Below are 22161 nucleotides of genomic sequence, written 5' to 3'. Positions count from 1 at the left end.
CAAAACCCCAAGGGAGTCTCGCCAAATGACCTACCGATCCACTCTCCGATACCCGCTGGCCCTGGCCGCGATGATGATGGCGGTGCCGGCCTTCGCGCAGGCCCCCGCCGCACCCCCGCCGGCCCCCCCGGCGGCGGCCCCCGGTGCCCCGGCGCGCCCGAACCCCGCGATGCGGATGTTCGAGGCGCTGGACACCAACCGCGATGGCCGCGTCACCTTCGAGGAGACCTGGGCAGGCGTCCAGGCCCGCTTCAGCCAGGCCGACGCGAACCACGACGGCTACCTGACGCCCGAGGAATTCCGCGCGATGCGCCCGGCCCGTCCGCCGCGCCCGCCGCGTGGCGAACCCCGCGCTGAGGGTGAGCGCCGCCCGATGCCCGAGCACTTCCAGCGCATGGTGGAGGCCCGCTTCCGCGCCGCCGACGCCAACCGCGACGGCCGTGTGACGCTGGAGGAGCTGCGCCCGGGTGCCGAGGCCCGGTTCCGCGCGATGGATGCGAACAGCGACGGCGCCATCACGCCGGATGAGCTGCCGCGCCATCCGCCCCGTGGCCACCACCACCACCGCCGCGGCGGGCCTGACGCGCCCCCGCCGCCGGCGCCCGCCCAGTAACCGCGTGCAGTAACCTCGCGCGGCGGTGATGCTGCGCCGCACAGCTATGACGCGGCGCAGCACGGCCATTCCTTGACCCCTCCTTGGCGCGGCGACCAGCATGCAGCTGGCTCAACGCGAGAAGGAGGGGTTTTCCATGATCGGTTCCATCCTGAGGCAGAAGGGCGCGCAGGTCGTCGCGGTCGCGCCCTGTGACCAAGTGGCCTCCATCACCCGCACCCTGGCCCAGCACCGCATCGGCGCCGTGCTCGTGCTGGAGCGCGACCGCAGCGTGGCGGGCATCGTCAGCGAGCGCGACATCGTCCGGGCCCTGGCCGGCGGCGGCGAAGCCACCCTGAACATGACGGCAGGGCAGCTGATGACGCGGGTGCTGCACACCGTGACGCCCGACACCACCGTGCAGGAGGCCCTGCGGGTGATGACCGACCGCCGCATCCGCCACCTGCCCGTGCTGGACCACGACGGAAAGCTGGCCGGCATGGTCTCGATCGGGGACCTGGTGAAGGCCCGCATCGCCGATGCGGAGCGTGAGGCCGAAGATCTGAAGGCCTATGTCAGCACGGCAGGCTGACACCGCGCTGCATCATTATTAAAAATCAGCAAGAAGGCCGGCCTCCGCGCCGGCCTTTTTTGCTGCGTGACTTGGGCAGGCACTGGGCGTTGTGCCCGATTCAGCGCCAGACCGCCGTGCCCGACCCCGGCGGGCGGCCTCACGGCCGGGCTTGCCATCGCACCGCGAAGCAAACGATCCTCCCTGCCAATTCCTGCAGGGAGCAGTTTCATGGACATGACCCGCCGCGCCGCGCTTGCCGCTGGTGCCTCCGTTGCCGTTGCCGGCGCTGCTGCCGCCCCCGCATCGGCGCAGACCCGCTGGCAGATCGCCTGCGCCTATCCGGACAACAACTACTTCACCCGCACGCTGCGCCAGATGGCCACCGACATCGAGGCCGCGACCAATGGCCGCCTGGCCTTCCAGCTGCACACCAACGGCAGCCTGCTGCCCATGCCGCAGATCAAGCGCGGCGTGCAGCAGGGCCAGGTGCAGATCGGTGAGATCCTGCTGAGCGCCTATGGCAACGAGGACCCGTTCTTCGAGCTGGACGGCATCCCGCAGCTGGCCCGCAGCTTCGACGACGCCAAGCGCCTGATGACGCTGACCCGCCCCTTCATCGAGGAGCGTTTCAACCGCCAGGGCCTGTCCCTGCTGTACCTCGCGCCCTGGCCGCCGTCGGGCTTCTACACCAACACGCCGCTGACCAGCCTTGAGGGCCTGCGCGGTTCGCGCCTGCGCACCTACAACGCGATGACCAACCGCTTCGCCACCCTGATCGGCGCGGTGCCCACCCTGGTGCAGGCGGCCGAAGTGCCGCAGGCCTTCGCCACCGGCGTGGTGAACGCGATGGTGACCAGCGCCACCACGGGCGTGGACAGCAGCGCCTGGGACTATGCGCGCATCTTCACGCCCATCGGCTTCACCTACACGAAGAACGCGATCTTCGTGAATCGCCGCGCCTTCCAGGCGCTGTCCGCCGCCGACCAGGCCGCGGTGCGCACCGCCGCCGCCGCCGCCGAGACGCGCGGCTGGGCCGCGGCCGCCGACGCCCAGACCAGCCAGGAGGCCATCCTGGGCCAGCGCGGCATGACGGTGGCCCAGCCCACCCCCGCGATGCTGGCCGAGATGGACCGCGTGAGCGCGACCATGGTGACCGAATGGCTGGCCAAGGCCGGCGAGGAAGGCACCCGGGTCATCAACGCCTATCGCGCCCGGACCTGACCCATGGCACTGCGGCGGGCGCTCGACGCCCTGTACTGGTGCAGCGCGGCGCTCGCCGCGCTGAGCCTGTTCGGTATCTTCGTCATCATGATCGCGCAGATGGTGCTGCGGCAGTTCAACATCCCCCTCATGGGGGCGGACGACGTCACGGCATTCCTGTGTGTCGCCAGCGCTTTCTTCGCGCTGGCCTATACGTTCCGCCGCGGTGAACTCATCCGGGTGGGGCTTTTCATCGAGAAGCTCTCCCCGCAGGCACGCCAGTGGACGGAGGGCGGCGTGCTGCTGCTGGCCGCCGTCCTCACCGGCTACATCACCTACTGGTGCCTGAACGACGTGCTGTTCAGCTACGAGATCGACGACATGGCCCAGGGCTCTGTCGCCTTCAAGCTCTGGATCCCGAAGCTGGCCATGCCGCTCGGCGCCGGCATCCTGCTCATCGCCATCATCGACGAGTTCGTGCGCGTCGCGCGCGGGCTGAAACCCAGCTACCAGGTCGCAGCGGAAGACCGTGCCGCGCGCGGCGATTTCTCGGCGGAGGTCTGAGACCATGGACCTCATCACGATGTCCCTTCTGCTGCTGTTCGTGCTGTGTCTTCTGCTCGGCAGCGGCCTCTGGATCGCGCTCTCGCTGGCCGGCGCCGGCTGGCTGGCCATGACGCTGGTGAACCCCAACCCGGGCCTGTTCCTGGCCAGCGCCTATTGGGAGGCCACGGGCTCCTGGACGCTCGCCGCCCTGCCGATGTTCGTCTGGATGGGTGAGATCCTGTTCCGCACGAAGCTGTCCGAGGAACTGTTCAACGGCCTGGCCCCCTGGGTGCGCCGCATCCCCGGCCGGCTGCTGCATGTGAACATCCTGGCCTGCGGCATCTTCGGCTCGGTGTCGGGTTCCTCGGCGGCCACCTGCGCCACCGTCAGCCGCATCGCCCTGCCGGAGCTGCGCAAGCGCGGCTATGACGAGAGCGTGGCCATCGGCAGCCTGGCCACCGCCGGCACGCTCGGCATCATGATCCCGCCCTCCATCATCATGGTGGTGTACGCGGTCGCGGCCGAGGTCTCGATCGTGCGCGTCTTCATCGCGGGCTGCCTGCCCGGCCTGCTCGTGATGATCCTGTTCAGCGGCTACATCGCCATCTGGGCCAAGCTGAACCCGGAAAAGCAGCCCCCGCTCGACCCCAAGATCTCCTTCATGGAGAAAATGCGCCAGTCCGCGCAGCTGATCCCCTGCGCGATCCTCATCATCGTCGTCATCGGTTCCATGTTCGTGGGCTGGGCGACGGCGACGGAGGCCGCGGCCTTCGGCGTGCTGGGCAGCCTGGTGCTGGCCGCCGTCACGCGCACGCTGTCCTGGTCCAGCTTCTTCGAGAGCCTGGCCGCCGCCACGCGCCTGTCCTGCATGATCCTGTTCATCCTGGCCGGTGCCGCCTTCCTGACCAAGGCGATGGCGCTGACCGGCATTCCGGCGGCCCTGGCGCAGCTGGTGGCCGAGGCCGGCCTCGGCCCCTATTCGATCATCGCGATCCTGACGCTGGTCTATGTAGTGCTGGGTGCCGCGCTGGACGGCGTGTCGATGATCGTGCTGACCACCTCGGTCGTGGTGCCCATCGTGCAGCATGCGGGCTTCGACCTGGTGTGGTTCGGCATCTTCATCGTGCTGCTGGTGGAAATCGCGGAGATCACCCCGCCGCTCGGCTTCAACCTGTTCGTGATGCAGACCATGACAGGCAAGGAACAGACGGAGGTGGCCTGGGCCTCCATGCCGTTCTTCCTGATGCTGGTGGTGACGGTGGCGCTGATCACCATCTTCCCGGTCACGCTGGTGACGGGGCTGCCGGACTGGCTGCTGTCGCGCTGAGCGATCTTCAGGGGCTTCGCCGCGAAGCCCCTGAACCTGTCATCCTTACCAGGCCGGCGGCAGGTCCAGCCGCATGACCCGGCCTTCCAGCCCGGGTGCCGAGGCCGGAAACGCCTTCGTCACCCGCGCATCATGCCCCGCGATCAGCAGGTCCCGGTGCCCGGCCAGCCGGTTCAGCCGGCGATAGCCTTCGATCATCGCCTGCAGGTCGTGGAAGATCGCGAAGGGCCGCTCGAAGTCGGTCTCGTCATAGACATGCACGGCATCCGAGGCGAGCACGACCCAGCCGCGCTGCGTATGTACCCGCAGCACCGCCTGGCCCCGCGAATGCCCGCCCACCAGGATGAACTCGATGCCCGGCGCGATCTCGACATCGCCTTTGTGGAACACCATCCGGTCGGCATAGAGCAGGTCGATCAGCTGCTTCACGTCATCGGGGTGATAGGCGGCGCGGAACGGCCTGATCGTCATGTCGCGGCCGGTGACGTGGATCATCTCCTCGTCCTGGATATGGAAGCGCGCCTTCGGATAGTCCTCCAGCGTGCCGACATGGTCGAAATGGGCGTGGGTCAGGATCACGTCGGGCTCGGAGGCGGCGTCGATGCCGATCTGGGCCAGCGCCTCGGACGGGCGGCAGATGAAGTCATAGGCGCGGCCCATGCGCTTCGAACTCGCGGCCGTCATGCCGGTGTCCACGATCCAGTTCCGGCCGCCGCCCTTCAGCGCATAGGTGAAGAAGTCCAGCCCCTGCACCATCTTCCCGTGCTGGCCGCCCAGGAACATGTGGCTCTCATCCCGCAAATCCTGCGTGGCATAGCGGATGGCGTGGATTTCGTAGGTCGGCAGGCTCATCGGGCGTTTCCGTGTTTGTCGTTGATGCCGCCAAGCTAGAGCAATATCCGGTCGGATTGAATCAATCCCACCGGATTTCTTTCTCTAGAAAACGTAGCTTCTAGAGCAGCTTATCTTTGATCGGGCGGATCACGGCGTGATCCGTCGGATCGAAGGCTGCTCTAGCGCCAAGAGCGCCGCCGGGTAGCAGGCCGGTTGCACAGGAAACGGGCGGAACCATTCCCACCCCTCAGCACACCGCGTATTTTCGGCCTTGCCCTGTATACAGGGGTGCATAAGCATCCCGATGCGATGCCTGCCATTACCGCCGCCGATGCCGCCTATGACGCCCTGCGCGCCATGCTTCTCTCCTTCGAGCTGCGGCCGGGCGAACGCCTGAACGAGGTCCAGCTGGCGGACCATCTGGGCCTGTCCCGCACGCCCCTGCGTGAGGCCCTGAACCGCCTGGTGGCCGAGCGCCTGCTGGAAGTGCGCCAGGGCCAGGGGTTCTTCGTGCGCGACCCCGACCTGGCCGAGGCACGGGACCTGTATGAGCTGCGGGAGGCGCTGGAGGTCACGGCCTTCCGCCTGGCCTGTGAGCGCGCGACACCCGCCCAGCTGCAGCGCCTCTCGCGCGCCTGGGCCACCGGCAGGCGCGCCCTGAAGCGCAGCGAGGACCGCGCGACCATGGTGGCGGAGGACGTGGCCTTTCACGAGGCCATGGCGGCCCTGTGCGGCAACGGGGAAATCCTGCGCGCGCTGGCCGACGTGAACGCCCGCACCACCTATATCCGCTGGGCCTACACCACCGGGCCCAAGCCCGAGCTGAACTTCGACGAGCACGACCTGCTGCTGGATGCCCTCTCGGCGCGCGACGCGGCGCGTGGGGCGGAGATCCTGAACGGCCACATCACGCGCCGCATGCAGGCACTGACCACGCTTCTCTCACCCACGCCGCGTTTCAGACAGGGAAGGCCCAAATGACCACACCCCTCGTGATCGTCCCGCCCGAGGGCGGGCAGAGCTTCTGGCAGCCCGTTCCCGCCAACGGCTTCGTGCGCTGCATCCTGGCCTCGAAGGATTTCGGGGGCGAGACGCCCTTCGCCATGGGCACCCAGACGGTGGCGGCCGGCTGCTTCGTGCGCGAACACGTCCACCCGGACAATGAGGAGATCATCTTCGTGCTGGAGGGCAGCGGACAGGCCCTGATCAACGGCACCGAGACGCACCCGATGGAAAAGGGCGCCTGCTTCTTCTTCGGCCGCGGCCAGACCCACCGCTTCCAGGCGGCCGAGGACGGGCCGCTGACCTTCATGTGGCTGATGATGCCGGGCGGGCTGGAGACCTTCTTCTCCCGCATCGGTCGCGAGAAGTTTCCCGGAGATACAACCCCATCCCCCTTTCCACGACCTGAGGATGTGTTGAAGATCGAGGCCGAGACCGTTTTCGCCTCGCTGCCCGGAAAGGCCTGACCCATGCTGGTCGAGGAACGCGACTATCGCATCAGGCCCGGGAAGCTGGGCCAGTTCGTGTCGACCTATGAGGAACACGGGCTGCCGCTGCAGAAGCACTACCTGGACCGCTTCCTGGGCTATTTCACCACCGAGATCGGGGAGCTGAACCACGTCGTCGCCTGGTGGGGGTATGAGGGGCTGGACGACCGGCTGCGCCGCCGCGGCGCCATGCTGGCCGACCCGGCCTGGACCGCCTACCTGTCCATGGTGACCGATCTGGTCGACACCCAGAACAGCCGGATCCTGCTGCCCGCCGGCTTCTCTCCCATCAAATGATCACGGGCCGTCGCCTGCTCGGCCTGGCGGTGCTGGCCGCGCCCGCCATCCGCCCCGGCGCGGCGGAGGCGCTGATCGAGCTCAAGCTCGGCCATGTGCTGTCGGAGCAGTCCTCCTATCACATCGCGGCCACCAAGCTGGCGCGGCTGGTGGATGGGCATTCGGGCGGGCGGGTGCGCATCGCGGTCTTCGCCAATTCCGCGCTGGGCGGGGAATTGCGGCTGATCCAGTCCGCGCGCAACGGCGCGGTGGACCTGATGTTCAACTCCCAGCCCTCGCTGGAGAACACGCTGCGCGACTATGGCGTGCTGTCCCTGCCCTGGCTGTGGGACAGCCATGAGCAGGCGAACCGCGTGCTGCAGGGCCCGGTCGGCCGGCGGCTGCTGCACCCGCTGGACGGCATCGGGCTGATCGGCCTGTCCTGGTTCAACCTGTTCGAGCGTTCGGTGCTGACCAACCGCCGCTTTTCCACCCCGGCGGAGGCGCGGGGCCTGCGCATCCGGGTCATCCAGTCGCCGGGCTATGTCGAATCCTATCGCGCGATCGGGATGGTGCCCACGCCCACCGCCTATGCCGACCTGCTGCGCGCGCTGCAGACCGGCCGGGTGGACGCGGCGGAACTCGCGCCGGACCAGGTGATCGCGGACCGTTTCGTGGAAGCGGTCCGGTATTATGTGCTGACGCGCACCCACCAGCTGCCGGCTGTGCTCATCGCCTCGCGTTCCCGCTTCAACACCCTGCCGGAGGAAGTGCAGGAGATCATCCGCGCCAGCGTGCCGGAGGCGATCACGATGGGGCTGACCTATTACCAGCGCTTCCGGGAGGACAGCTTCGCGGAGCTGCGTCGGCGCGGCATCGAGATCATCGAGCCCGATGTCGGGGCCTTCAAGGCGGCCGCGCATCTCGCCTACGACAACATCCTCAACAGCGCGCCGAACGGCCGCCAGGTGCTGGCCGAGATCGAGGCGGCGAAGGCGGCGGGCTGAACCCGGCTGCCCGCCGGCACTACCGCTTGAAATAGCGGTAGCGGTACATCTCACCCATGCCCATCCGCGCATTGAGCGCGAGGGAGGCGGTGTTGCTGGCCGAGACCTGGCTCCATTTCCAGATCGCGCCGCGCTGGGCGGCCCAGGCGGCACCCGCGCCCATGATGCGGGCCGCGATGCCGCGGCGGCGGAATTCGGGCCGCACCGCCAGGTCGAACATGCCGCACAGCGTGCCGTCGGCCACGACGAACAGGCTGGCGATGGCCATGCCGTCTTCCTCCAGCACCAGCCAGGCGGCGGGCACGGCCAGAAGCTCCGGCATGCGGGCCTTCTCCGCGCGGCGGGCGTCCACCTGGTATTCGGCGGTGCCCACCACCTCCATCCAGGCGGGGTCGGGGCCGGAAAGCGCGCGCACCGCCGTATCGGGCCGCACCATGCCGCCCAGCGGGCCCAGCAGCACCAGCGTCTCGTCATGGTCGGTATAGCCACGGGCGCGCAGCAGGGCCTCCAGCCCTGGCGGGTCCAGCGGGGTGGAGCGGAAGCGGCAGGTGATGCCGCGCGCGGCCGAGCGCGCCTCCATCCGCGCGATGCGCGGCTGCAGCCCGGCATCGCTCTCCGGGCTCAGGGAAACGATGGAATTGGCGCGCCCGGTGCCGCCCAGGAAGGCGCGGAACAGCAATGGCCCGTCGAAGGCCTGATAGGGCGCCGGAACGGCGTTGAGGCAGGCTTGCTCAAGGGCGCGCAGATCAGGCGGTGCGCCCGGCACGGACCAGATGGTGGAAGCGAAGTCCTGAATCACAGGGCCCGCCCACCGCGCTGGAAGGATTTTTCCATACGCAATGATACCGGGCCTTCGATCAGGATGCACACCCCCGGGGGGGCTTGCATCCGGGAAACTTTCTTCAGCATTGTTTTATGATGCGCCAAGTCAAAACCCCGGCGCATCACTCATTCACGCTATGGGCGGACTTTGTCATCGGCCGCCTTGCCCTAGAATTACCTGTAATACATGTAACACTTTGTTGTTGGTGCGCCCGCTCACATCACGCGGTTCGCCACCAGATCATCGACCACGGCGGGGTCCGCCAGGGTCGAGGTATCGCCCAGCCCGTCCAGCTCATTGGCCGCGATCTTGCGCAGGATGCGGCGCATGATCTTGCCCGAGCGGGTCTTGGGCAGGCCCGGGGCCCACTGGATGGCGTCCGGCGTCGCGATAGGCCCGATCTCCCGCCGCACCCAGTTGCGCAGCTCGGCCAGCAGGGCGTCGCTCGGCTCCTCGCCGGCGTTGAGGGTGACATAGCAGTAGATGCCCTGGCCCTTGATCTCATGCGGCATGCCGACCACCGCGGCCTCGGCCACCTTCGGGTGCGCCACCAGCGCGCTCTCGACCTCGGCGGTGCCCATGCGGTGGCCGGCCACGTTGATCACGTCGTCCACGCGGCCGGTGATCCAGTAATAGCCGTCCTCGTCGCGGCGGGCGCCGTCGCCGGTGAAGTACATGCCCTTGAAGGTGCTGAAATAGGTCTGGATGAAGCGCTCATGGTCACCGAACACGGTGCGCATCTGGCCCGGCCAGCTGTCGGTGATGACCAGGTTGCCCTCGGTCGCGCCCTCCAGCAGCTTGCCGTCATTGTCGACCAGCGCGGGCTTCACCCCCGGCAGAGGCAGCGTGGCGGAGCCGGGCTTCTGCGCCACGGAACCGGGCAGGGGAGAGATCAGGATGCCGCCCGTCTCGGTCTGCCACCAGGTGTCCACCACGGGGCAGCGTTCCTCGCCCACCACGCGGTAATACCACAGCCAGGCCTCGGGGTTGATCGGCTCACCCACGCTGCCCAGCAGGCGCAGGCTGTCGCGGCGCCAGCGCTTCACGGGCTTCTCGCCCTCTCGCATCAGGGCGCGGATGGCCGTCGGCGCGGTGTAGAAGATGTTGACCTGGTGCTTGTCCACCACCTGCCAGAAGCGGCTGTTGTCCGGGTAGCTCGGCACGCCCTCGAACATCAGCGTGGTGGCGCCGTTCGCCAGCGGCCCATAGACGATATAGGTGTGCCCCGTGACCCAGCCGACATCGGCCGTGCACCAGTAGATTTCACCGGGGCGGTAGTCGAACACCACCTCATGCGTGAAGCTGGCCCAGACCATGTAGCCGCCGGTGGTGTGCAGCACGCCCTTGGGCTTCCCGGTGGAGCCGCTGGTGTAGAGGATGAACATCGGGTCTTCCGCGTTCATCGGCTCGGGCTGGCACACGGGGTCGGCGTGGCGGGCCAGTGTCGCCCACCAGTGGTCGCGGCCCGGATGCATGTTGACGGGCGCATCGGTGTTGCGCGCGACGATCACGTGCTTGACCGTGGGGCATTCCAGCAGCGCCTGGTCGGCATTGGCCTTCAGCGGCACGCTGCGCCCGCCGCGCCGGCCTTCATCGGCCGTGATCAGCGCGACGGAATTGCCGTCCTGGATGCGGCTGGCCAGGCTGTCGGGGCTGAAGCCGCCGAACACCACGGAATGGATGGCGCCGATGCGCGCGCAGGCCAGCATGGCCACCGCCGCGTCCACGATCATCGGCATGTAGATGGTGACGACATCGCCCTTGCCGATGCCCAAGCGGCGCATGGCGCTGCCCAGGCGGCAGACGCGGTTGTACAACTCCCGATAGGTCACGCGCTCATCCATCGAGGGGTCGTCGCCTTCCCACAGGATGGCCACGCGGTCGCCGCGCCCTTCCTCCAGGTGCCTGTCGAGGCAGGAGACGGAGGCATTCAGGATGCCGTCCTCGAACCACTTGATCTGAACGTCGTCGTGGAAGCTGGTGTTCTTGATCTTGCTGGGCTTCACCATCCAGGAAATGCGGTTGGCTTCCTTGCCCCAGAACCCGTTGGGGTCCACCGCGGCTTCCCGCACCATGGCCTGTCGCCGCTCCACCGACACATGGGTGCGCGCGGCGGCATCGGCCTTGATGCCGATGACCTCGTCATGGTGCGCGTGCAGATGGGTGTCCATGGACAGCAACTCCCTGTGTGACTTTCTTGCTCTGGTTATCTCGGCCCGTGCGGCATTGCGTCAACAGGCAAAAAATTACCCCGCGGAATGGTTCCGCGGGGCCAAGTTTCGTCAGTCCGGGAGAAAGCGGCCAACCGCCCGATGGTGAGGGCTGAAGGCCGGTAGTACCCGCCCGGGGATCGAGGTCCGGGTGGGGATCTGGTGGGCCGTTCGCGGCCCGGAGGGGCATCGGTGGTTCAGGCGATCGTTCCGGCGCGCCCCAGGTGAGGGCCTGAAGAGGCGCGCCGGTCGCCTTCCCCCGCCGGTGCCGGATGCCACGGCCGGCGGGGGAAACTGTTCACCGGATCAGTTGGTCCGGGGCGCCGCGGGATGGGCCGGGCGGGCCGCCTGCGTCGGCGCGGCGTGCGCCGGGCGGGTGGTCGCATGGCCGCTCACCGCGCCACCGGGCTGGGCCGGGGTGGCGGGCCGGGCCGCCTGGCTGGACGGCACCGCCGGGGTGGCGGGCGTGGCCGGGCGCTGGGCCTGGGTCGCGGGCGTCGCGGGCACCGCCGGGGTGGCGGCGTTGGGCGAGGCAGGGGCCTGGCTGGTCACCGCGGGGCGCTGGGCCGGAACCTGCTGGGTGCTCCCGCTGGAGACCCCGCCCTGGGCGAAGGCCGGAAGGGCCGTACCCATCAGCAGCGCGGTGGCGAGAGAGTAGCGAGAGAAGGTCTTAAGCACCGTTTCCTCCTATGAGCTTGGGGTGCGAGGAGGATATTCGCCACGGCCAGGGGCACGGATTAGGCGCTGCCGGGGTGATGTGATGGCAGGCGCGGCCTTTTGGTGGCGAGTGTGGCGCCGCGCCGCATTCGGGAAACGCCGCCGTTACACCCGAAGGCTAACCCATTGATTTCACGGGGCCGAACTGCATCCGATACTCATAGCGTTCCGGGATGTAGAGCACTTCCATGCGCTCGATCGGCACGCCGCGCGGGTCGCGGCTCAACCGGCGCACCCGCAGCAGCGCCGAGCCCGGCGCCACGCCCAGGGCCCGCGCGGCCTCGGGCGTCGCGGCCTCGGCGCCCAGCACCTGCTCGGCCGATCCGAACTCCGCCCCGGCGCGTTCCAGCAGCTGCACCAGGGGGGTGTGCATCATGTCCTCGCGGCTGAAGCTGCGGCCCAGGGCCTCCGGCACCCAGCTGCGCGCCAGGGAGAAGATGTCGCCGCCCTCCCGCCGGATGCGGACGGCGTGCTGCACGGGCGCGCCCGGCGCGATGTCCAGCGCCGCCGCGATGTCGGCCGTGGCGGGGATATAGGCGAAGTCCAGCAGCTCCACCGCCGTGTCGCGGCCCATCACCAGGCTGGCTTCCACCAGCCCGTCGATATGGGCCAGCACGGGGCGCTGCTCCGGCCGGCGCAGCACCTCGGTGCCGCGCCCGCGGCTGCGGCGCACCAGCCCGGCGGCGGCCAGATCATCGAAGGCGCGGCGCATGGTGATGCGCGAGACGCCCAGCGCCTCTCCCATCTCGTTCTCCGAGGGCAGGAGCGAGCCCTCCGGGCAGCGCCCGTCCAGGATGCGCCGGCGCAGCGCGCGGTGGATCTGCGCATGCAGCGGCAGCGGATGCTCTGGGCGCAGCACAATACCCAAGCCGGCGCCCAACCCGGCAGCACCGGAACGGCTGGCCTGGCTCATCGCCGTGCGGTTTCCAATTGATATATCATTTGCGCTGTCTCACACTCGCCACAGCGACGTAACGGAGGCGAGTATGACCGACAAGCTGGAGAAATGGCGCGGCTATGTGCCGGATGAGGAGCTGGAGACCTATCGCAAGGGCGGCTTCGCCCGGCGCATCGGCTTCGGCCGCAAGGCCGCGCTGCTGAACATCGACACGACCTGGATGTTCGTGGACCCGGCCTTCGCCATGTGCGGCCGCGACATGCCGCAGATGATGGATGACCTGACGCGGCTGACCGAGGCATTCCGCGCGCTGGACCTGCCCATCTACTACTCGCGCCGCGACGACCGCTCCCACCCCACCTACCGGGGCCTGTGGAACGAGAAGCTCGGCACCTCGGGCGAGTACCAGTACACCTCGGACCCGCGCGCGGATCAGTGGCCGGAAGCCTATGCCCCGCGCAAGCAGGACCGCGTGATCCTGAAGAACAAGCCCAGCTGCTTCTTCCAGACGCCGCTGGATACCTTCCTGCGCTATGACGAGGTGGATACGCTGGTGATCTGCGGCATCTCCACCAGCGGCTGCGTGCGCGCGGGGGCGGTGGACGCGTTCTCGCACAACTTCCGCCCCATCCTGGTGGATGAGGCCTGCGGCGACCGCAGCCCAAGCGCCCATAAGGCCAACATGTTCGACATGGACATGAAGTTCTGCGACGTGGAGAGCCTGGATTACGTCCTGGCCGAGCTGAAGGCCCGCTATGGCCGCAAGGCCGCCGCCGAATGAGGGCCACCCGCCGCGCGGTGCTGCTGGCGCCGCTGGTTGCCCCTTTGGCCACGCCTGCCCTGGCGCAGGATGGCTTTCCGAACCGCCCCATCCGGCTGGTGGTGCCCTTCCCGCCCGGCGGGTCCACCGACGTGGTGGGCCGACTGGTCGCGGCCGGGCTGCAGCAGCATCTGGGCCAGAGCGTGATCGTGGAGAACCGCGCGGGCGCGCAGGGCGGGCTGGCCTCGGCCGCCGTGTCGCGCGGCACGCCGGATGGCTACACGCTGCTGCTGACCAACGGATCCTCGCAGGGCATCCTTCCGGCGCTGGCGCCGCAGGCCGCCCCATACGACCCCGTGGCGGGCTTCACCCATATCGGCCTGGCGGGGCTGTACTGGGGCACGCTGCTGATCAACCCGTCCTTCCCGGCGCGAGACCTGGCGGGCTTCATCGCCGAGGCGAAACGCCGCCCCGGGCAGATCAACTACGCCACCAGCGGCAGCGGCTCCTCCCCGCACATGTTCGTGGAGCTGCTGAAGATCGAGGCAGGGATCGACATCGTCCATGTCTCCTACCGCGGCTCCGGCCCCGCGCTGACGGCGGTGCTGGCCAATGAGGTGCCCGCCATGGGCGACAGCCTGCCGAGTGCCACCCCGCATATCCGCAGCGGCGCCCTGCGGCCGCTGGGTGTGTCGAGTGCCACGCGCGTGGCGGCGTTCCCGGACGTGCCGACCTTCGCCGAGCAGGGCTTTCCGAGGCTGGCGGTGGATAGCTGGTACGGCGTGGCCGGCCCGCCGGGCATGGCGCCTGCCGTGACGGCAAAGATCGCCCAGGCGCTGGAGGCCACCATGTCGGACGCCGCGCTGGCGGAACGCATGGCGGGCATGGGCTTCGAGGCCAAGCCGATGAGCGGGGAACCGTTCAAGGACATGGTCGCGCGGCTGTATGCGCTGTGGGCGGAGACGGTGAGGGTGTCAGGGGTGAAGCCGGAGTAGGCAGACCAGGGGGCGCTGCCCCCTGGACCCCAGGCACTTGGCACCCAACCCTGCCAAGATTTTTCCGATTGATTTTAATAATAAAAAAGGCGCCCCGCTTATCCAGCGAAGGCGCCAAACTCCTATCAGGTCCAGGAGATATTATCTCCTGGCGGGGTGCAGGGGCAGCGCCCCTGCGCGGGGGCTCCGGGGGCAAGGCCCCCGCAGCGCCTACTTCTTCGCCGGCGGCATCTTCACTTCGATCGACAGTTCCTTCAGCCGGATCGGCTCCACCTCGGACGGCGAGCCCATCATCAGCTCCTCGCCCTGCTGGTTCATCGGGAACAGGTTCACTTCGCGCAGGTTCGGCTCATCGGCCAGCAGCATCACGATGCGGTCGATGCCGGCGGCCATGCCACCGTGCGGCGGGGCGCCGTAGCGGAAGGCGTTGAGCATGCCGCCGAAGCGCTCCTCGACCGTCTCAGGCGGGTAGCCCGCGATGCCGAAGGCCTTCACCATGATCTCCGCCTTGTGGTTGCGGATGGCGCCGGAGGCCATTTCGTAGCCGTTGCACACCACGTCGTACTGATAGGCGCCGATGGTCAGCGGGTCCTTGGTTTCCAAAGCCTCCATCTCGCCCTGCGGCATCGAGAACGGGTTGTGGCTGAAGTCCACCTGGCCGTTTTCCTCGTTCAGCTCATAGAACGGGAAATCGGTGATCCAGCAGAAGCGGAACACGTTCTTCTCGACCAGGCCCAGCTCATTGCCCAGGCGCAGGCGCGTCTGGCCGGCGAATTTGGCGGCGTCGGCTTCCTTGCCGGCGGCGAAGAACACGGCGTCACCGGCCTTCAGCCCGCAGATCTGGCGGATCGCCTCGGCGCGGTCGGCTTCCAGGTTCTTCGCGATCGGGCCCTTCGGGCCTTCGGCGTCAAACGTGATGTAGCCCAGGCCGCCGGCGCCGCTCTCGCGCGCCCATTCGTTCAGCTTGTCGAAGAAGCTGCGCGGGTTGCCGCCCGCACCCGGCGCGGGGATGGCACGCACCACGCCGCCATTCGCCGCGATCTTGGCGAACAGGCCGAAGCCCGAGCCCTTGAACTGCTCGGTCACGTCGCTGATCACCAGCGGGTTGCGCAGGTCCGGCTTGTCGGAGCCGTATTTCAGCTGCGCCTCGGCATAGGGAATGCGGATCCAGGAGGTGCCGTCGGACCCGTCCACCTGGCGGCCCTCGGCGAATTCCTCGAACACGCCGCGGATGACGGGTTCCATGGTGGTGAAGACGTCTTCCTGGGTGACGAAGCTCATCTCCACGTCCAGCTGATAGAACATCAGCGTGCGGTCGGCGCGGCCGGCCTCGTCGCGGAAGCAGGGGGCGATCTGGAAATAGCGGTCGAAGCCCGCGACCATGGTCAGCTGCTTGTACTGCTGCGGGGCCTGCGGCAGGGCGTAGAACTTGCCCGGGTGCAGGCGGGCCGGCACCAGGAAGTCGCGTGCGCCCTCGGGGCTGCTGACCGTCAGGATCGGCGTCTGGAACTCGTTGAACTGGGTCGCGATCATGCGGCGGCGGATGCTGTCGATGATCTGCGCGCGCAGGATCATGTTCCGCTGCAGGCGCTCACGCCGCAGGTCCAGGAAGCGGTAGCGCAGGCGCATGTCTTCCGGCGCCTCCTGCTCCTGCGCCACCTGGAACGGCAGCACGTCGGCGGCGGATTGCAGCACCAGCTCCTTCACCCGCAGCTCGATGGCGCCGGTGGGCAGCTTGTCGTTCACCAGCCCCGCGTCGCGCAGCACCACTTCGCCGGTCACGGTGATCACGCTCTCGACGCGCAGCGCCTCGGCGGCCGCGAACACTGGAGAGCCGCTGGCGATCACGCACTGGGTCAGGCCGTAATGATCGCGCAGGTCGATGAACAGCACGCCGCCGTGGTCACGCTTGCGGTGCACCCAGCCGGAGAGGCGGACGGTGCTGCCGGCCTGCTCGGCGCGGAGGGCGCCACAGGTATGGGTGCGATAGGCGTGCATAAGAGATGGCCCTGAACTGCTCGGAAGGCGCCCTAGAGGCGGCAGAGAGCCGCCTCTGTCAACCCGGTGACGTCTTGCAACACGCCCGTCTTCGGTCCAATCGGGAAAACATGCAGCCTCGCCGCCCCGAATTCCCGCCCACCCAGTTCATCACCACCAGCATGGAGCTGGCGGAGCTGTGCGACAGGCTCGCGAAGGAACCCTTCGTGACGGTGGATACGGAGTTCATGCGGGAACGGACCTACTGGCCCGAACTCTGCGTGGTCCAGCTGGGCGGCGCCAACGATATCGCGGTGGTGGACACCCAGGCCGAGGGGCTGGATCTGCAGCCGCTGGGCCATCTGCTGGCCAACCCCGCCGTGATGAAGGTGTTCCACGCCGCGCGGCAGGATGTGGAGATCTTCCTGCTGCGCTTTGGCGCCGTGCCCACCCCCATGTTCGACACCCAGGTGGCCGCGATGGTCGCGGGCTATGGCGACCAGGCGAGCTATGACAGCCTGGCGCGCGGCCTGGCCAATGCGCAGATCGACAAGGCGCACCGCTTCAGCGACTGGTCGGCGCGGCCGCTCTCGCCCGCCCAGGTCAACTACGCCGCCGCCGACGTGACGCATCTGCGCGTCATCTATGAACGGCTGGTCGCCCAGCTGAAGCGCGAGAACCGCCTGGAATGGGTGGCCGACGAGATGGACGCGCTGATGGACCCCTCGGGCTATGTCACCGCCCCCGACAGCGCGTGGGAGCGCCTGCGCCCCCGCACCACCAACCGCAAGTTCCTGGGCATCCTGCAGGCCATCGCCGCCTGGCGTGAGCGCGAGGCCCAGCGCGTGAACATTCCGCGTCAGCGCCTGGTGAAGGATGAGACGCTGCTGGAGATCGCCGCCACCACCCCCGGCAATGTGGCCGAGCTGGCCCGCGCGCGCGGCATCTCGGAAGGTTTCGCCAAGGGCAAGTCCGGTGCCAGCCTGCTGGCCGCCATCGCCGAGGCGAAGAAGCTGCCCGAGGACGCGCTGCCCGTGCCGAAGGAAGAACGGCGTGGCCCGGGCGCATCCCCCGCGCTGGTGGCGCTGCTGAAGGTGCTGCTGGCCGCGAAAAGCGAGGAAGCCCAGGTGGCCCCCAAGCTGCTGGCCAATTCCGAGGACCTGGACCGGCTGGCGACCGAGGAAAACCCGGATATCCCCGCGCTGTCCGGCTGGCGGCGGACGGTGTTCGGTGAGGCCGCGCTGGCGCTGAAGGGCGGGAAGCTGGCGCTGGGCGTGGACGGGCGGAAGGTGAAGCTGATTCCGTCGGCCTGAAGCGCCGTCACCCAGGGGACGCCATGATTGATTTCAAGAACGGATCGGTCTTCAAGCTCAAGAAGAACGATGACTACGCCAAGCGAGTAACCGATCTGCTTATCAATGGAGAGCAGGTCATCAGCTCGTTCAAGGCGATGCGCGATGGCGTCGTATTTACCAACAAGCGCATCATCGTGGTCAATGTGCAGGGTATCACCGGCCGTAAGATCGACTATACTTCCCTGCCATACAGCAAGATCGTCGTTTTTTCGGTCGAAACCGCGGGAACCTTCGATCTGGACTCCGAGCTTGAGATGTATTTCTCCGGTCTCGGCGCGGTGAGGCTGGAGTTCACCGGCGAGACCAACCTGGCCGAGATCTCGCGCATCATCGCCGGCTATGCGCTGTAGCCTCAGGGCTGGATATCAACCCTGAACCTGAACAACCTCGTCAACTTATCCGCCACCGGCGCCGGCATCAGCTCCAGCAGCCGCAGCATCATCCCGAACCCCCAGGGAAACACGCAGCGCCCCGCCCCGCGCGCCACCGCGCGGCGGATCTTCGCCCCCGCCGCTTCCACCGAATACTCGAACGGGTGGCCGCCCTTGAACCGCGCGCTCATCTCGCTGCGGAAGAAGCCCGGGGCCACCATCGTCACCCCCACGCCGCGCAGGGCCAGCAGCGCCCGCAGCGCCTCGCCATAGGCCCAGAGCCCGGCCTTGCTGGCGGAATAGGCCGGGCTGTCCGGCAGGCCCCGGAATGCCGCGACCGAGCACACCAGCACCAGCCGCCCGGCGCCCCGCGCCACCAGCCGAGGCAACAGCGGCTCCACCAGGTTCACCGCCCCGGTCAGGTTCACGCCCAGCACGCGCAGGGTGCTGTCATGGCCCTCCATCGACCCGTCCGGGCGGGTGCCGCCGGTCACGCCGGCATTGGCGACCACCAGTGTGAAGGGCGAGGCATTGTCCCAGGCCAGCACCTGCGCCGACAGGGCAGGGGCGTCGCGCACATCCAGCAGGGCGGTGTGCACCAGGGCGCCGCGCGCGCGGCAGTCCGCCGCCACCCCTTCAAGCGCCACGGCATCCCGCCCGATCAGGTGCAGCGCCACGCCTGGCCCGGCCCAGCCGCGCGCCAGCTCCGCCCCCAGCCCCCGAGAGGCACCGCTGATCACGATGGAGCTCATCGCCGCCACACCCCCGTCTGCCGCGCCAGCTTCAGCAGGCGGCCCTGGAACTTCCACCACAGCAGATACGCCCGCCTGCCGGCCGGCAGGGCGGGCCAGGCGGCGGGATCAGCCAGGCGCGCCAGCACGATCTCGGGCGTGCAGGGCAGTTGCGTCACCGGATCATGATAGCGCGGGTACAGGATGAGGCAGCCGGCCACCAGCGCGTCCAGGCTCAGCGCGCGGCCCCGTCGCGGGGGCGGCGCCATGTCCGTCGTCAGCCCCCAGCCGGCATAAAAGGGCCGGCCCCAGCAGGTGACGGAAAGCCCGCGCAGCAGCGCCTCGAACCCCGCCAGGCTGGTGATGGAATGCAGCGCCTGCACCTGGCCGAACAGGCCGCCGATGGGGGCGCGTGTCACGGTGTCGGCGTATCGCAGCGCCGCACGGTCAGGGACGTAGCCGCGGCGATAGCCGGTCTCGACATCCGGGTGCGGCTTGAAGGCGATGAACGCGTCGGGGTTGGCCGCGCGCACGGCGGCCAGCAGGCCGAGGTTGGTGCGTATCTCGGCCGCGCCCAGCCGGATGGAGGCATCATCCTCCACCTGCCCCACCACCAGCAGCCGGGCGCGCCCGGGGCTGGGGGGCAGGGGCACGGCCTGGCCCGCGACATTGTATTTGGTGATGTTGCGGGCCGCGATCGCCCCCCGCAGCGCCGCCGCGCGGGCCTGCAGGCCGGGTGTGAAGTCGGTCTGCGCCAGGATCGTCTCCAGCAGGGATGGCCGGGACGGATCGTAATGAATGCCCAACGGGTCCACCGCCAGCGAGGCAGCGGGGGCGAAATTCACCCCGAGCCCCACCGAGCGCAGGAACCCGTCCTCCACCCGCCAGATCTCGGTGCCCTGACGGGCGGCCAGGGCCTCATCCTGCGCCGTTACGCGCGCGGCCCAGGCGGCGACCACGGCGCCCGGGCGCATCGCCTCGGCGGGAGTTTCGGCGAAGGGCGGGTGCCCGGCGCCGGTGCCGAACACATGGCCGATGTCGCGCCGCTTCCACTTCTGCATGTGCAGCAGGAATTTCACACGATGGTTTTCCGCCGCCCGGCCGCGCCACAGCGCCAGGATGGCCACCGCCTCCTCCGCCGCCAGGGGGCGGCCGGTAAAGGGGCAGGCGAAGCGGGTATAGGGCAGCGCGGCGGCCAGGGGCGCGGGGTCGCAGCCCAGCATGGCGGCCAGCAGATCGGGGTCGGGGGTGGCTTCCGTGCGGGGAAGGCCCGGAAAAACGAGGGCCACCGGCCGCTGCGCCCCGGCGAAGGCGGGGGCGGTCCAGGGCTCCTCGAGGATCTCGCCCGCGACCAGGCCCGGCCCGGCCCCCGGCACCACGGCATAGTCGGGCAGAAAGCCCGGCAGATGTGGCCAGCGCCGCAGCAGTGCCGCCGGCACACCAATTTGTGGGCGGTGCAATATGTCGTGCTTTTCCACGGCTTCCTGTATAAGGGCGCGGCGGCGATGGCCAACCTGCATTTGCGTGTCAGCGCAACCCGGGGCTGTATCGCCGCCCTGTTACATGAGGTGTTACGGAATGGTGCGAACCGGAACTGGCCTTTCGCGCGGCTTTCTGCTGCTGGCCGTGCTGCCCCTGATCGGCTGCGACACCCTCAGCAGCGTGGGCGCCGGCTTGACCTCCGCGGCGGTGCCCGCGCCCCTGGGTGCCCCCATCGCCACCCCCGCCCCGCCGACCGACCCGCTGGCCGTCTTCGCGCTGGCCGCGACCCCGGGCACCGAGAGCATGGTCACCCTGGCCGACGGCACATCCGTCCGGGCGCGCGTGCAGCGTCAATACGCCGCCGCCTCCGGTCGCAACTGCCGTGAGGTGATCCTGGGTTCCGGCCTGCAGGAGCGCACGCAACTGGTCTGCGCGGGCCCCGAGGGCTCGCACCTGACGCCGCCGCTGCTGCGCGGCGGCGGTATCTGACCATGCAGGCGGGTGAGCGCCCCATCGCCGCGCCATCCGGCCTGCGGCGCTTCCACGCCGCGCTCCAGCTGCAGCTGCGCGTCATCGGCGCCCTGCTGCTCCGCGAACTGCATACCCGGTTCGGGCGCCATCACGGCGGCTATGTCTGGATGTTCTTCGAGCCGATGCTGCTCGCCGCCTGCATCGCCGGCCTGCACACGGTGCTCGGCCATCACCTGCCGGGCGACATGGACATCCCGAGCTTCTACCTGACGGGCTACGTCCCCTATTACCTGTTCCGCGGCATCATCAACCGCTCGGGCAGCGCGCTGTTGGGCAATGCGCCCCTGTTCTTCCACAAGCAGGTCACCTACCTGGACGTGATCATCGCCCGCAACGCGCTGGAAATCCTGTCGGTTCTGTTCGTGCAGAACTTCCTGCTGTATCTGGTGGGCGTCTTCACCGGCACCTTCCCGGACAATCCCGCGCAGGTTTCCCTGGGTGTGCTGCTGATCGGCCTGTTCTGCCACGGCGTCTCCATGGCGATCACGGCCGCGACGGTGATCGGCACGGAGGAAGTGGACCGCGTGACCCACCCGATGACCTATCTGATGATCCCGCTCGTCGGCGCCTTCAGCATGATCTGGTGGTTCCCGTCCGACATGCAGGCCATCATGATGCTGAACCCGACGATGAACATGTTCGAATATATCCGCGAAGGGCATTTCGGCCCGATGGTGCCCTATCACTACGACATGACCTTCATGGTGAGCTCGGTCATCGCCGCGAACTTCTTCGGGCTGTTCTGCCTGCGCGCCGCAGGCAACAAATACCCCTACTTGGCCGACGTCTGAGCGACAGACGCCGATGATGGAGCTGCGCGATGTCTGGGCCGGGTACAAGGTGCATGGGCGGGAGCACATGGTCCTGCGCGGGGTCAACGCCACCTTCTGGCGGGGCGACGCCGTGGGCATCCTGGGGCGGAACGGCGCCGGCAAATCCACCCTGATCAAGGTGCTGGGCGGCCGACTTCAGCCCAAGAGCGGCAGCTTCCGCCATGATCCGGATTTCCGCATCTCCTGGCCGCTGGGGTTCACCGGCGCCATCCATGGCTCCATCACCGGGGCGGACAATGCGCGCTTCGTCGCCCGCATCTATGGCCGCGACCCCTATGAGATGGAACAGGAGGTCGAGGCCTTCGCCGAGCTGGGCAGCCACATGTACAAGCCGGTGAATACCTATTCCTCGGGTATGCGCGGGCGCCTGGCCTTCGCCATGTCCATGGCCATCGACTTCGACTGCTACCTGGTCGATGAGGCGATCGCCGCGGGTGACGCCCGTTTCCAGTCCCGCTTCCGCAACGCGATGGAGGAACGGCGAGACCGCAGCACCATGATCCTGGTGACGCACTCCGCCGGCATCCTCCGTGACCTCTGTACCTCCGCCGCCATTCTCCAGCAGGGAAAACTCGCCTTTTATGAAGATCTGGACGAGGCTATCTCCATCTACGAAAGGCTCTGAGGCCACT

24 protein-coding genes are annotated in these 22161 nt (G+C 68.5%); 16 read left to right on the top strand and 8 right to left on the bottom strand.

Annotation, left to right across the window (positions count from 1 at the left end):
- Window positions 1-25 precede the first annotated feature (25 nt).
- The 5 genes from EOD42_RS04640 (at window position 26) to EOD42_RS04620 (ending at window position 4239) form a co-directional block, all read left to right on the top strand.
- On the top strand, window positions 26-613 hold the full coding sequence (locus EOD42_RS04640; protein ID WP_127786277.1) for an EF-hand domain-containing protein: 588 nt from the start codon (window positions 26-28) through the stop codon (window positions 611-613).
- Between the two features lie 136 nt (window positions 614-749).
- Window positions 750-1184: a CBS domain-containing protein gene (locus EOD42_RS04635; RefSeq protein WP_127786276.1), complete on the top strand. Its 435-nt coding sequence runs from the start codon at window positions 750-752 to the stop codon at window positions 1182-1184.
- Window positions 1185-1394: 210 nt separating this feature from the next.
- The gene (locus tag EOD42_RS04630) at window positions 1395-2387 is read left to right on the top strand and encodes a TRAP transporter substrate-binding protein (protein ID WP_127786275.1); all 993 of its coding nucleotides are present in this window, start codon (window positions 1395-1397) and stop codon (window positions 2385-2387) included.
- 3 nt (window positions 2388-2390) lie between these two features.
- Window positions 2391-2930 (top strand): TRAP transporter small permease subunit, encoded by a 540-nt coding sequence (locus EOD42_RS04625; RefSeq protein WP_127786274.1) that lies wholly within the window; start codon window positions 2391-2393, stop codon window positions 2928-2930.
- Window positions 2931-2934: 4 nt separating this feature from the next.
- Window positions 2935-4239, top strand: a complete 1305-nt coding sequence (locus EOD42_RS04620; RefSeq protein ID WP_127786273.1) for a TRAP transporter large permease — start codon at window positions 2935-2937, stop codon at window positions 4237-4239.
- A 45-nt stretch (window positions 4240-4284) separates the two neighbouring features.
- Here the strand turns inward: EOD42_RS04620 and EOD42_RS04615 are convergent, their stop codons facing one another.
- Window positions 4285-5091 (bottom strand): N-acyl homoserine lactonase family protein, encoded by an 807-nt coding sequence (locus EOD42_RS04615; protein WP_127786272.1) that lies wholly within the window; start codon window positions 5089-5091, stop codon window positions 4285-4287.
- A 291-nt stretch (window positions 5092-5382) separates the two neighbouring features.
- On the opposite strand from EOD42_RS04615, the gene EOD42_RS04610 reads away from it, so the two are divergent.
- The 4 genes from EOD42_RS04610 to EOD42_RS04595 are packed head-to-tail and all read left to right on the top strand — an operon-like array spanning window position 5383 to window position 7846.
- Window positions 5383-6054, top strand: a complete 672-nt coding sequence (locus tag EOD42_RS04610) for a GntR family transcriptional regulator (protein ID WP_127786271.1) — start codon at window positions 5383-5385, stop codon at window positions 6052-6054.
- Complete coding sequence (locus EOD42_RS04605) at window positions 6051-6542, top strand: cupin domain-containing protein (RefSeq protein ID WP_127786270.1); 492 nt, start codon at window positions 6051-6053, stop codon at window positions 6540-6542. Before EOD42_RS04610 ends, EOD42_RS04605 begins: the two co-directional genes overlap by 4 nt.
- A gap of 3 nt (window positions 6543-6545) precedes the next feature.
- Window positions 6546-6860, top strand: coding sequence for an NIPSNAP family protein (locus tag EOD42_RS04600; protein ID WP_127786269.1), 315 nt, complete (start codon window positions 6546-6548; stop codon window positions 6858-6860).
- A complete protein-coding gene (locus EOD42_RS04595) occupies window positions 6857-7846 on the top strand; it encodes a TRAP transporter substrate-binding protein (protein ID WP_127786268.1) in 990 nt (329 codons plus the stop codon). The genes EOD42_RS04600 and EOD42_RS04595 overlap by 4 nt, the downstream gene beginning before the upstream one ends.
- Window positions 7847-7865: 19 nt before the next feature.
- Here the strand turns inward: EOD42_RS04595 and EOD42_RS04590 are convergent, their stop codons facing one another.
- From EOD42_RS04590 to EOD42_RS04575, 4 genes are all read right to left on the bottom strand, one after another.
- Window positions 7866-8645 carry a GNAT family N-acetyltransferase gene (locus tag EOD42_RS04590; protein WP_240654890.1) on the bottom strand — a complete coding sequence of 260 codons (780 nt, stop codon included), beginning with the start codon at window positions 8643-8645 and terminating at the stop codon, window positions 7866-7868.
- 239 nt (window positions 8646-8884) lie between these two features.
- Window positions 8885-10840, bottom strand: a complete 1956-nt coding sequence (gene acs / locus EOD42_RS04585) for an acetate--CoA ligase (protein WP_127786267.1) — start codon at window positions 10838-10840, stop codon at window positions 8885-8887.
- Window positions 10841-11185: 345 nt separating this feature from the next.
- The gene (locus EOD42_RS04580) at window positions 11186-11557 is read right to left on the bottom strand and encodes a hypothetical protein (protein ID WP_127786266.1); all 372 of its coding nucleotides are present in this window, start codon (window positions 11555-11557) and stop codon (window positions 11186-11188) included.
- Window positions 11558-11714: 157 nt separating this feature from the next.
- Window positions 11715-12509, bottom strand: coding sequence for a GntR family transcriptional regulator (locus EOD42_RS04575; RefSeq protein ID WP_127786265.1), 795 nt, complete (start codon window positions 12507-12509; stop codon window positions 11715-11717).
- A gap of 73 nt (window positions 12510-12582) precedes the next feature.
- Here EOD42_RS04575 and EOD42_RS04570 point away from each other — a divergent pair, with 73 nt between their 5' ends.
- Entirely contained in the window at window positions 12583-13275 is a 693-nt protein-coding gene (locus EOD42_RS04570) for an isochorismatase family protein (protein ID WP_164867780.1), read from the top strand.
- Window positions 13272-14249, top strand: coding sequence for a Bug family tripartite tricarboxylate transporter substrate binding protein (locus EOD42_RS04565; RefSeq protein ID WP_127786263.1), 978 nt, complete (start codon window positions 13272-13274; stop codon window positions 14247-14249). Before EOD42_RS04570 ends, EOD42_RS04565 begins: the two co-directional genes overlap by 4 nt.
- A gap of 210 nt (window positions 14250-14459) precedes the next feature.
- Here EOD42_RS04565 and aspS read toward each other — a convergent pair whose 3' ends face one another.
- Window positions 14460-16247 carry an aspartate--tRNA ligase gene (gene aspS / locus EOD42_RS04560; protein ID WP_127786262.1) on the bottom strand — a complete coding sequence of 596 codons (1788 nt, stop codon included), beginning with the start codon at window positions 16245-16247 and terminating at the stop codon, window positions 14460-14462.
- 110 nt (window positions 16248-16357) lie between these two features.
- Here aspS and rnd point away from each other — a divergent pair, with 110 nt between their 5' ends.
- Entirely contained in the window at window positions 16358-17539 is a 1182-nt protein-coding gene (rnd, locus tag EOD42_RS04555) for a ribonuclease D (protein WP_127786261.1), read from the top strand.
- 23 nt (window positions 17540-17562) lie between these two features.
- On the top strand, window positions 17563-17931 hold the full coding sequence (locus EOD42_RS04550) for a PH domain-containing protein (RefSeq protein ID WP_127786260.1): 369 nt from the start codon (window positions 17563-17565) through the stop codon (window positions 17929-17931).
- 2 nt (window positions 17932-17933) lie between these two features.
- Here the strand turns inward: EOD42_RS04550 and EOD42_RS04545 are convergent, their stop codons facing one another.
- Together EOD42_RS04545 and EOD42_RS04540 are read right to left on the bottom strand one after the other, a co-directional pair.
- Entirely contained in the window at window positions 17934-18704 is a 771-nt protein-coding gene (locus tag EOD42_RS04545) for an SDR family NAD(P)-dependent oxidoreductase (protein ID WP_127786259.1), read from the bottom strand.
- Complete coding sequence (locus EOD42_RS04540; RefSeq protein WP_164867779.1) at window positions 18701-20122, bottom strand: capsular polysaccharide export protein, LipB/KpsS family; 1422 nt, start codon at window positions 20120-20122, stop codon at window positions 18701-18703. The genes EOD42_RS04545 and EOD42_RS04540 overlap by 4 nt, the downstream gene beginning before the upstream one ends.
- A 139-nt stretch (window positions 20123-20261) precedes the next feature.
- Here EOD42_RS04540 and EOD42_RS04535 point away from each other — a divergent pair, with 139 nt between their 5' ends.
- The 3 genes from EOD42_RS04535 to EOD42_RS04525 are packed head-to-tail and all read left to right on the top strand — an operon-like array spanning window position 20262 to window position 22154.
- Window positions 20262-20654, top strand: coding sequence for a DVU3141 family protein (locus EOD42_RS04535; protein WP_164867778.1), 393 nt, complete (start codon window positions 20262-20264; stop codon window positions 20652-20654).
- A gap of 2 nt (window positions 20655-20656) precedes the next feature.
- Complete coding sequence (locus EOD42_RS04530; protein WP_127786256.1) at window positions 20657-21487, top strand: ABC transporter permease; 831 nt, start codon at window positions 20657-20659, stop codon at window positions 21485-21487.
- Between the two features lie 13 nt (window positions 21488-21500).
- The gene (locus EOD42_RS04525; RefSeq protein WP_127786255.1) at window positions 21501-22154 is read left to right on the top strand and encodes an ABC transporter ATP-binding protein; all 654 of its coding nucleotides are present in this window, start codon (window positions 21501-21503) and stop codon (window positions 22152-22154) included.
- Window positions 22155-22161: the final 7 nt, after the last annotated feature.

This window comes from Rhodovarius crocodyli, from assembly GCF_004005855.1.
In the GTDB taxonomy this organism is placed as follows: Bacteria; Pseudomonadota; Alphaproteobacteria; order Acetobacterales; family Acetobacteraceae; genus Rhodovarius; species Rhodovarius crocodyli.
The sequence above is the reverse complement of the archived record's forward strand: the minus strand, read 5'-3'. Positions and strand labels throughout refer to the sequence as shown.

Bases quoted from the DNA above. Each gene is read 5' to 3' on its own strand.
- EOD42_RS04620 (WP_127786273.1), top strand. From the start codon at position 2,935: ATGGACCTCATCACGATGTCCCTTCTGCTGCTGTTCGTGCTGTGTCTT.
- EOD42_RS04570 (WP_164867780.1), top strand. From the start codon at position 12,583: ATGACCGACAAGCTGGAGAAATGGCGCGGCTATGTGCCGGATGAGGAG.
- rnd (WP_127786261.1), top strand. From the start codon at position 16,358: ATGCAGCCTCGCCGCCCCGAATTCCCGCCCACCCAGTTCATCACCACC.
- aspS (WP_127786262.1), bottom strand. From the start codon at position 16,247: ATGCACGCCTATCGCACCCATACCTGTGGCGCCCTCCGCGCCGAGCAG.
- EOD42_RS04615 (WP_127786272.1), bottom strand. From the start codon at position 5,091: ATGAGCCTGCCGACCTACGAAATCCACGCCATCCGCTATGCCACGCAG.
- EOD42_RS04550 (WP_127786260.1), top strand. From the start codon at position 17,563: ATGATTGATTTCAAGAACGGATCGGTCTTCAAGCTCAAGAAGAACGAT.
- EOD42_RS04605 (WP_127786270.1), top strand. From the start codon at position 6,051: ATGACCACACCCCTCGTGATCGTCCCGCCCGAGGGCGGGCAGAGCTTC.
- EOD42_RS04610 (WP_127786271.1), top strand. From the start codon at position 5,383: ATGCCTGCCATTACCGCCGCCGATGCCGCCTATGACGCCCTGCGCGCC.
- EOD42_RS04625 (WP_127786274.1), top strand. From the start codon at position 2,391: ATGGCACTGCGGCGGGCGCTCGACGCCCTGTACTGGTGCAGCGCGGCG.
- EOD42_RS04545 (WP_127786259.1), bottom strand. From the start codon at position 18,704: ATGAGCTCCATCGTGATCAGCGGTGCCTCTCGGGGGCTGGGGGCGGAG.
- EOD42_RS04635 (WP_127786276.1), top strand. From the start codon at position 750: ATGATCGGTTCCATCCTGAGGCAGAAGGGCGCGCAGGTCGTCGCGGTC.
- EOD42_RS04595 (WP_127786268.1), top strand. From the start codon at position 6,857: ATGATCACGGGCCGTCGCCTGCTCGGCCTGGCGGTGCTGGCCGCGCCC.
- EOD42_RS04530 (WP_127786256.1), top strand. From the start codon at position 20,657: ATGCAGGCGGGTGAGCGCCCCATCGCCGCGCCATCCGGCCTGCGGCGC.
- EOD42_RS04525 (WP_127786255.1), top strand. From the start codon at position 21,501: ATGATGGAGCTGCGCGATGTCTGGGCCGGGTACAAGGTGCATGGGCGG.
- EOD42_RS04565 (WP_127786263.1), top strand. From the start codon at position 13,272: ATGAGGGCCACCCGCCGCGCGGTGCTGCTGGCGCCGCTGGTTGCCCCT.
- EOD42_RS04535 (WP_164867778.1), top strand. From the start codon at position 20,262: ATGGTGCGAACCGGAACTGGCCTTTCGCGCGGCTTTCTGCTGCTGGCC.
- EOD42_RS04640 (WP_127786277.1), top strand. From the start codon at position 26: ATGACCTACCGATCCACTCTCCGATACCCGCTGGCCCTGGCCGCGATG.
- EOD42_RS04630 (WP_127786275.1), top strand. From the start codon at position 1,395: ATGGACATGACCCGCCGCGCCGCGCTTGCCGCTGGTGCCTCCGTTGCC.
- EOD42_RS04575 (WP_127786265.1), bottom strand. From the start codon at position 12,509: ATGAGCCAGGCCAGCCGTTCCGGTGCTGCCGGGTTGGGCGCCGGCTTG.
- acs (WP_127786267.1), bottom strand. From the start codon at position 10,840: ATGGACACCCATCTGCACGCGCACCATGACGAGGTCATCGGCATCAAG.
- EOD42_RS04600 (WP_127786269.1), top strand. From the start codon at position 6,546: ATGCTGGTCGAGGAACGCGACTATCGCATCAGGCCCGGGAAGCTGGGC.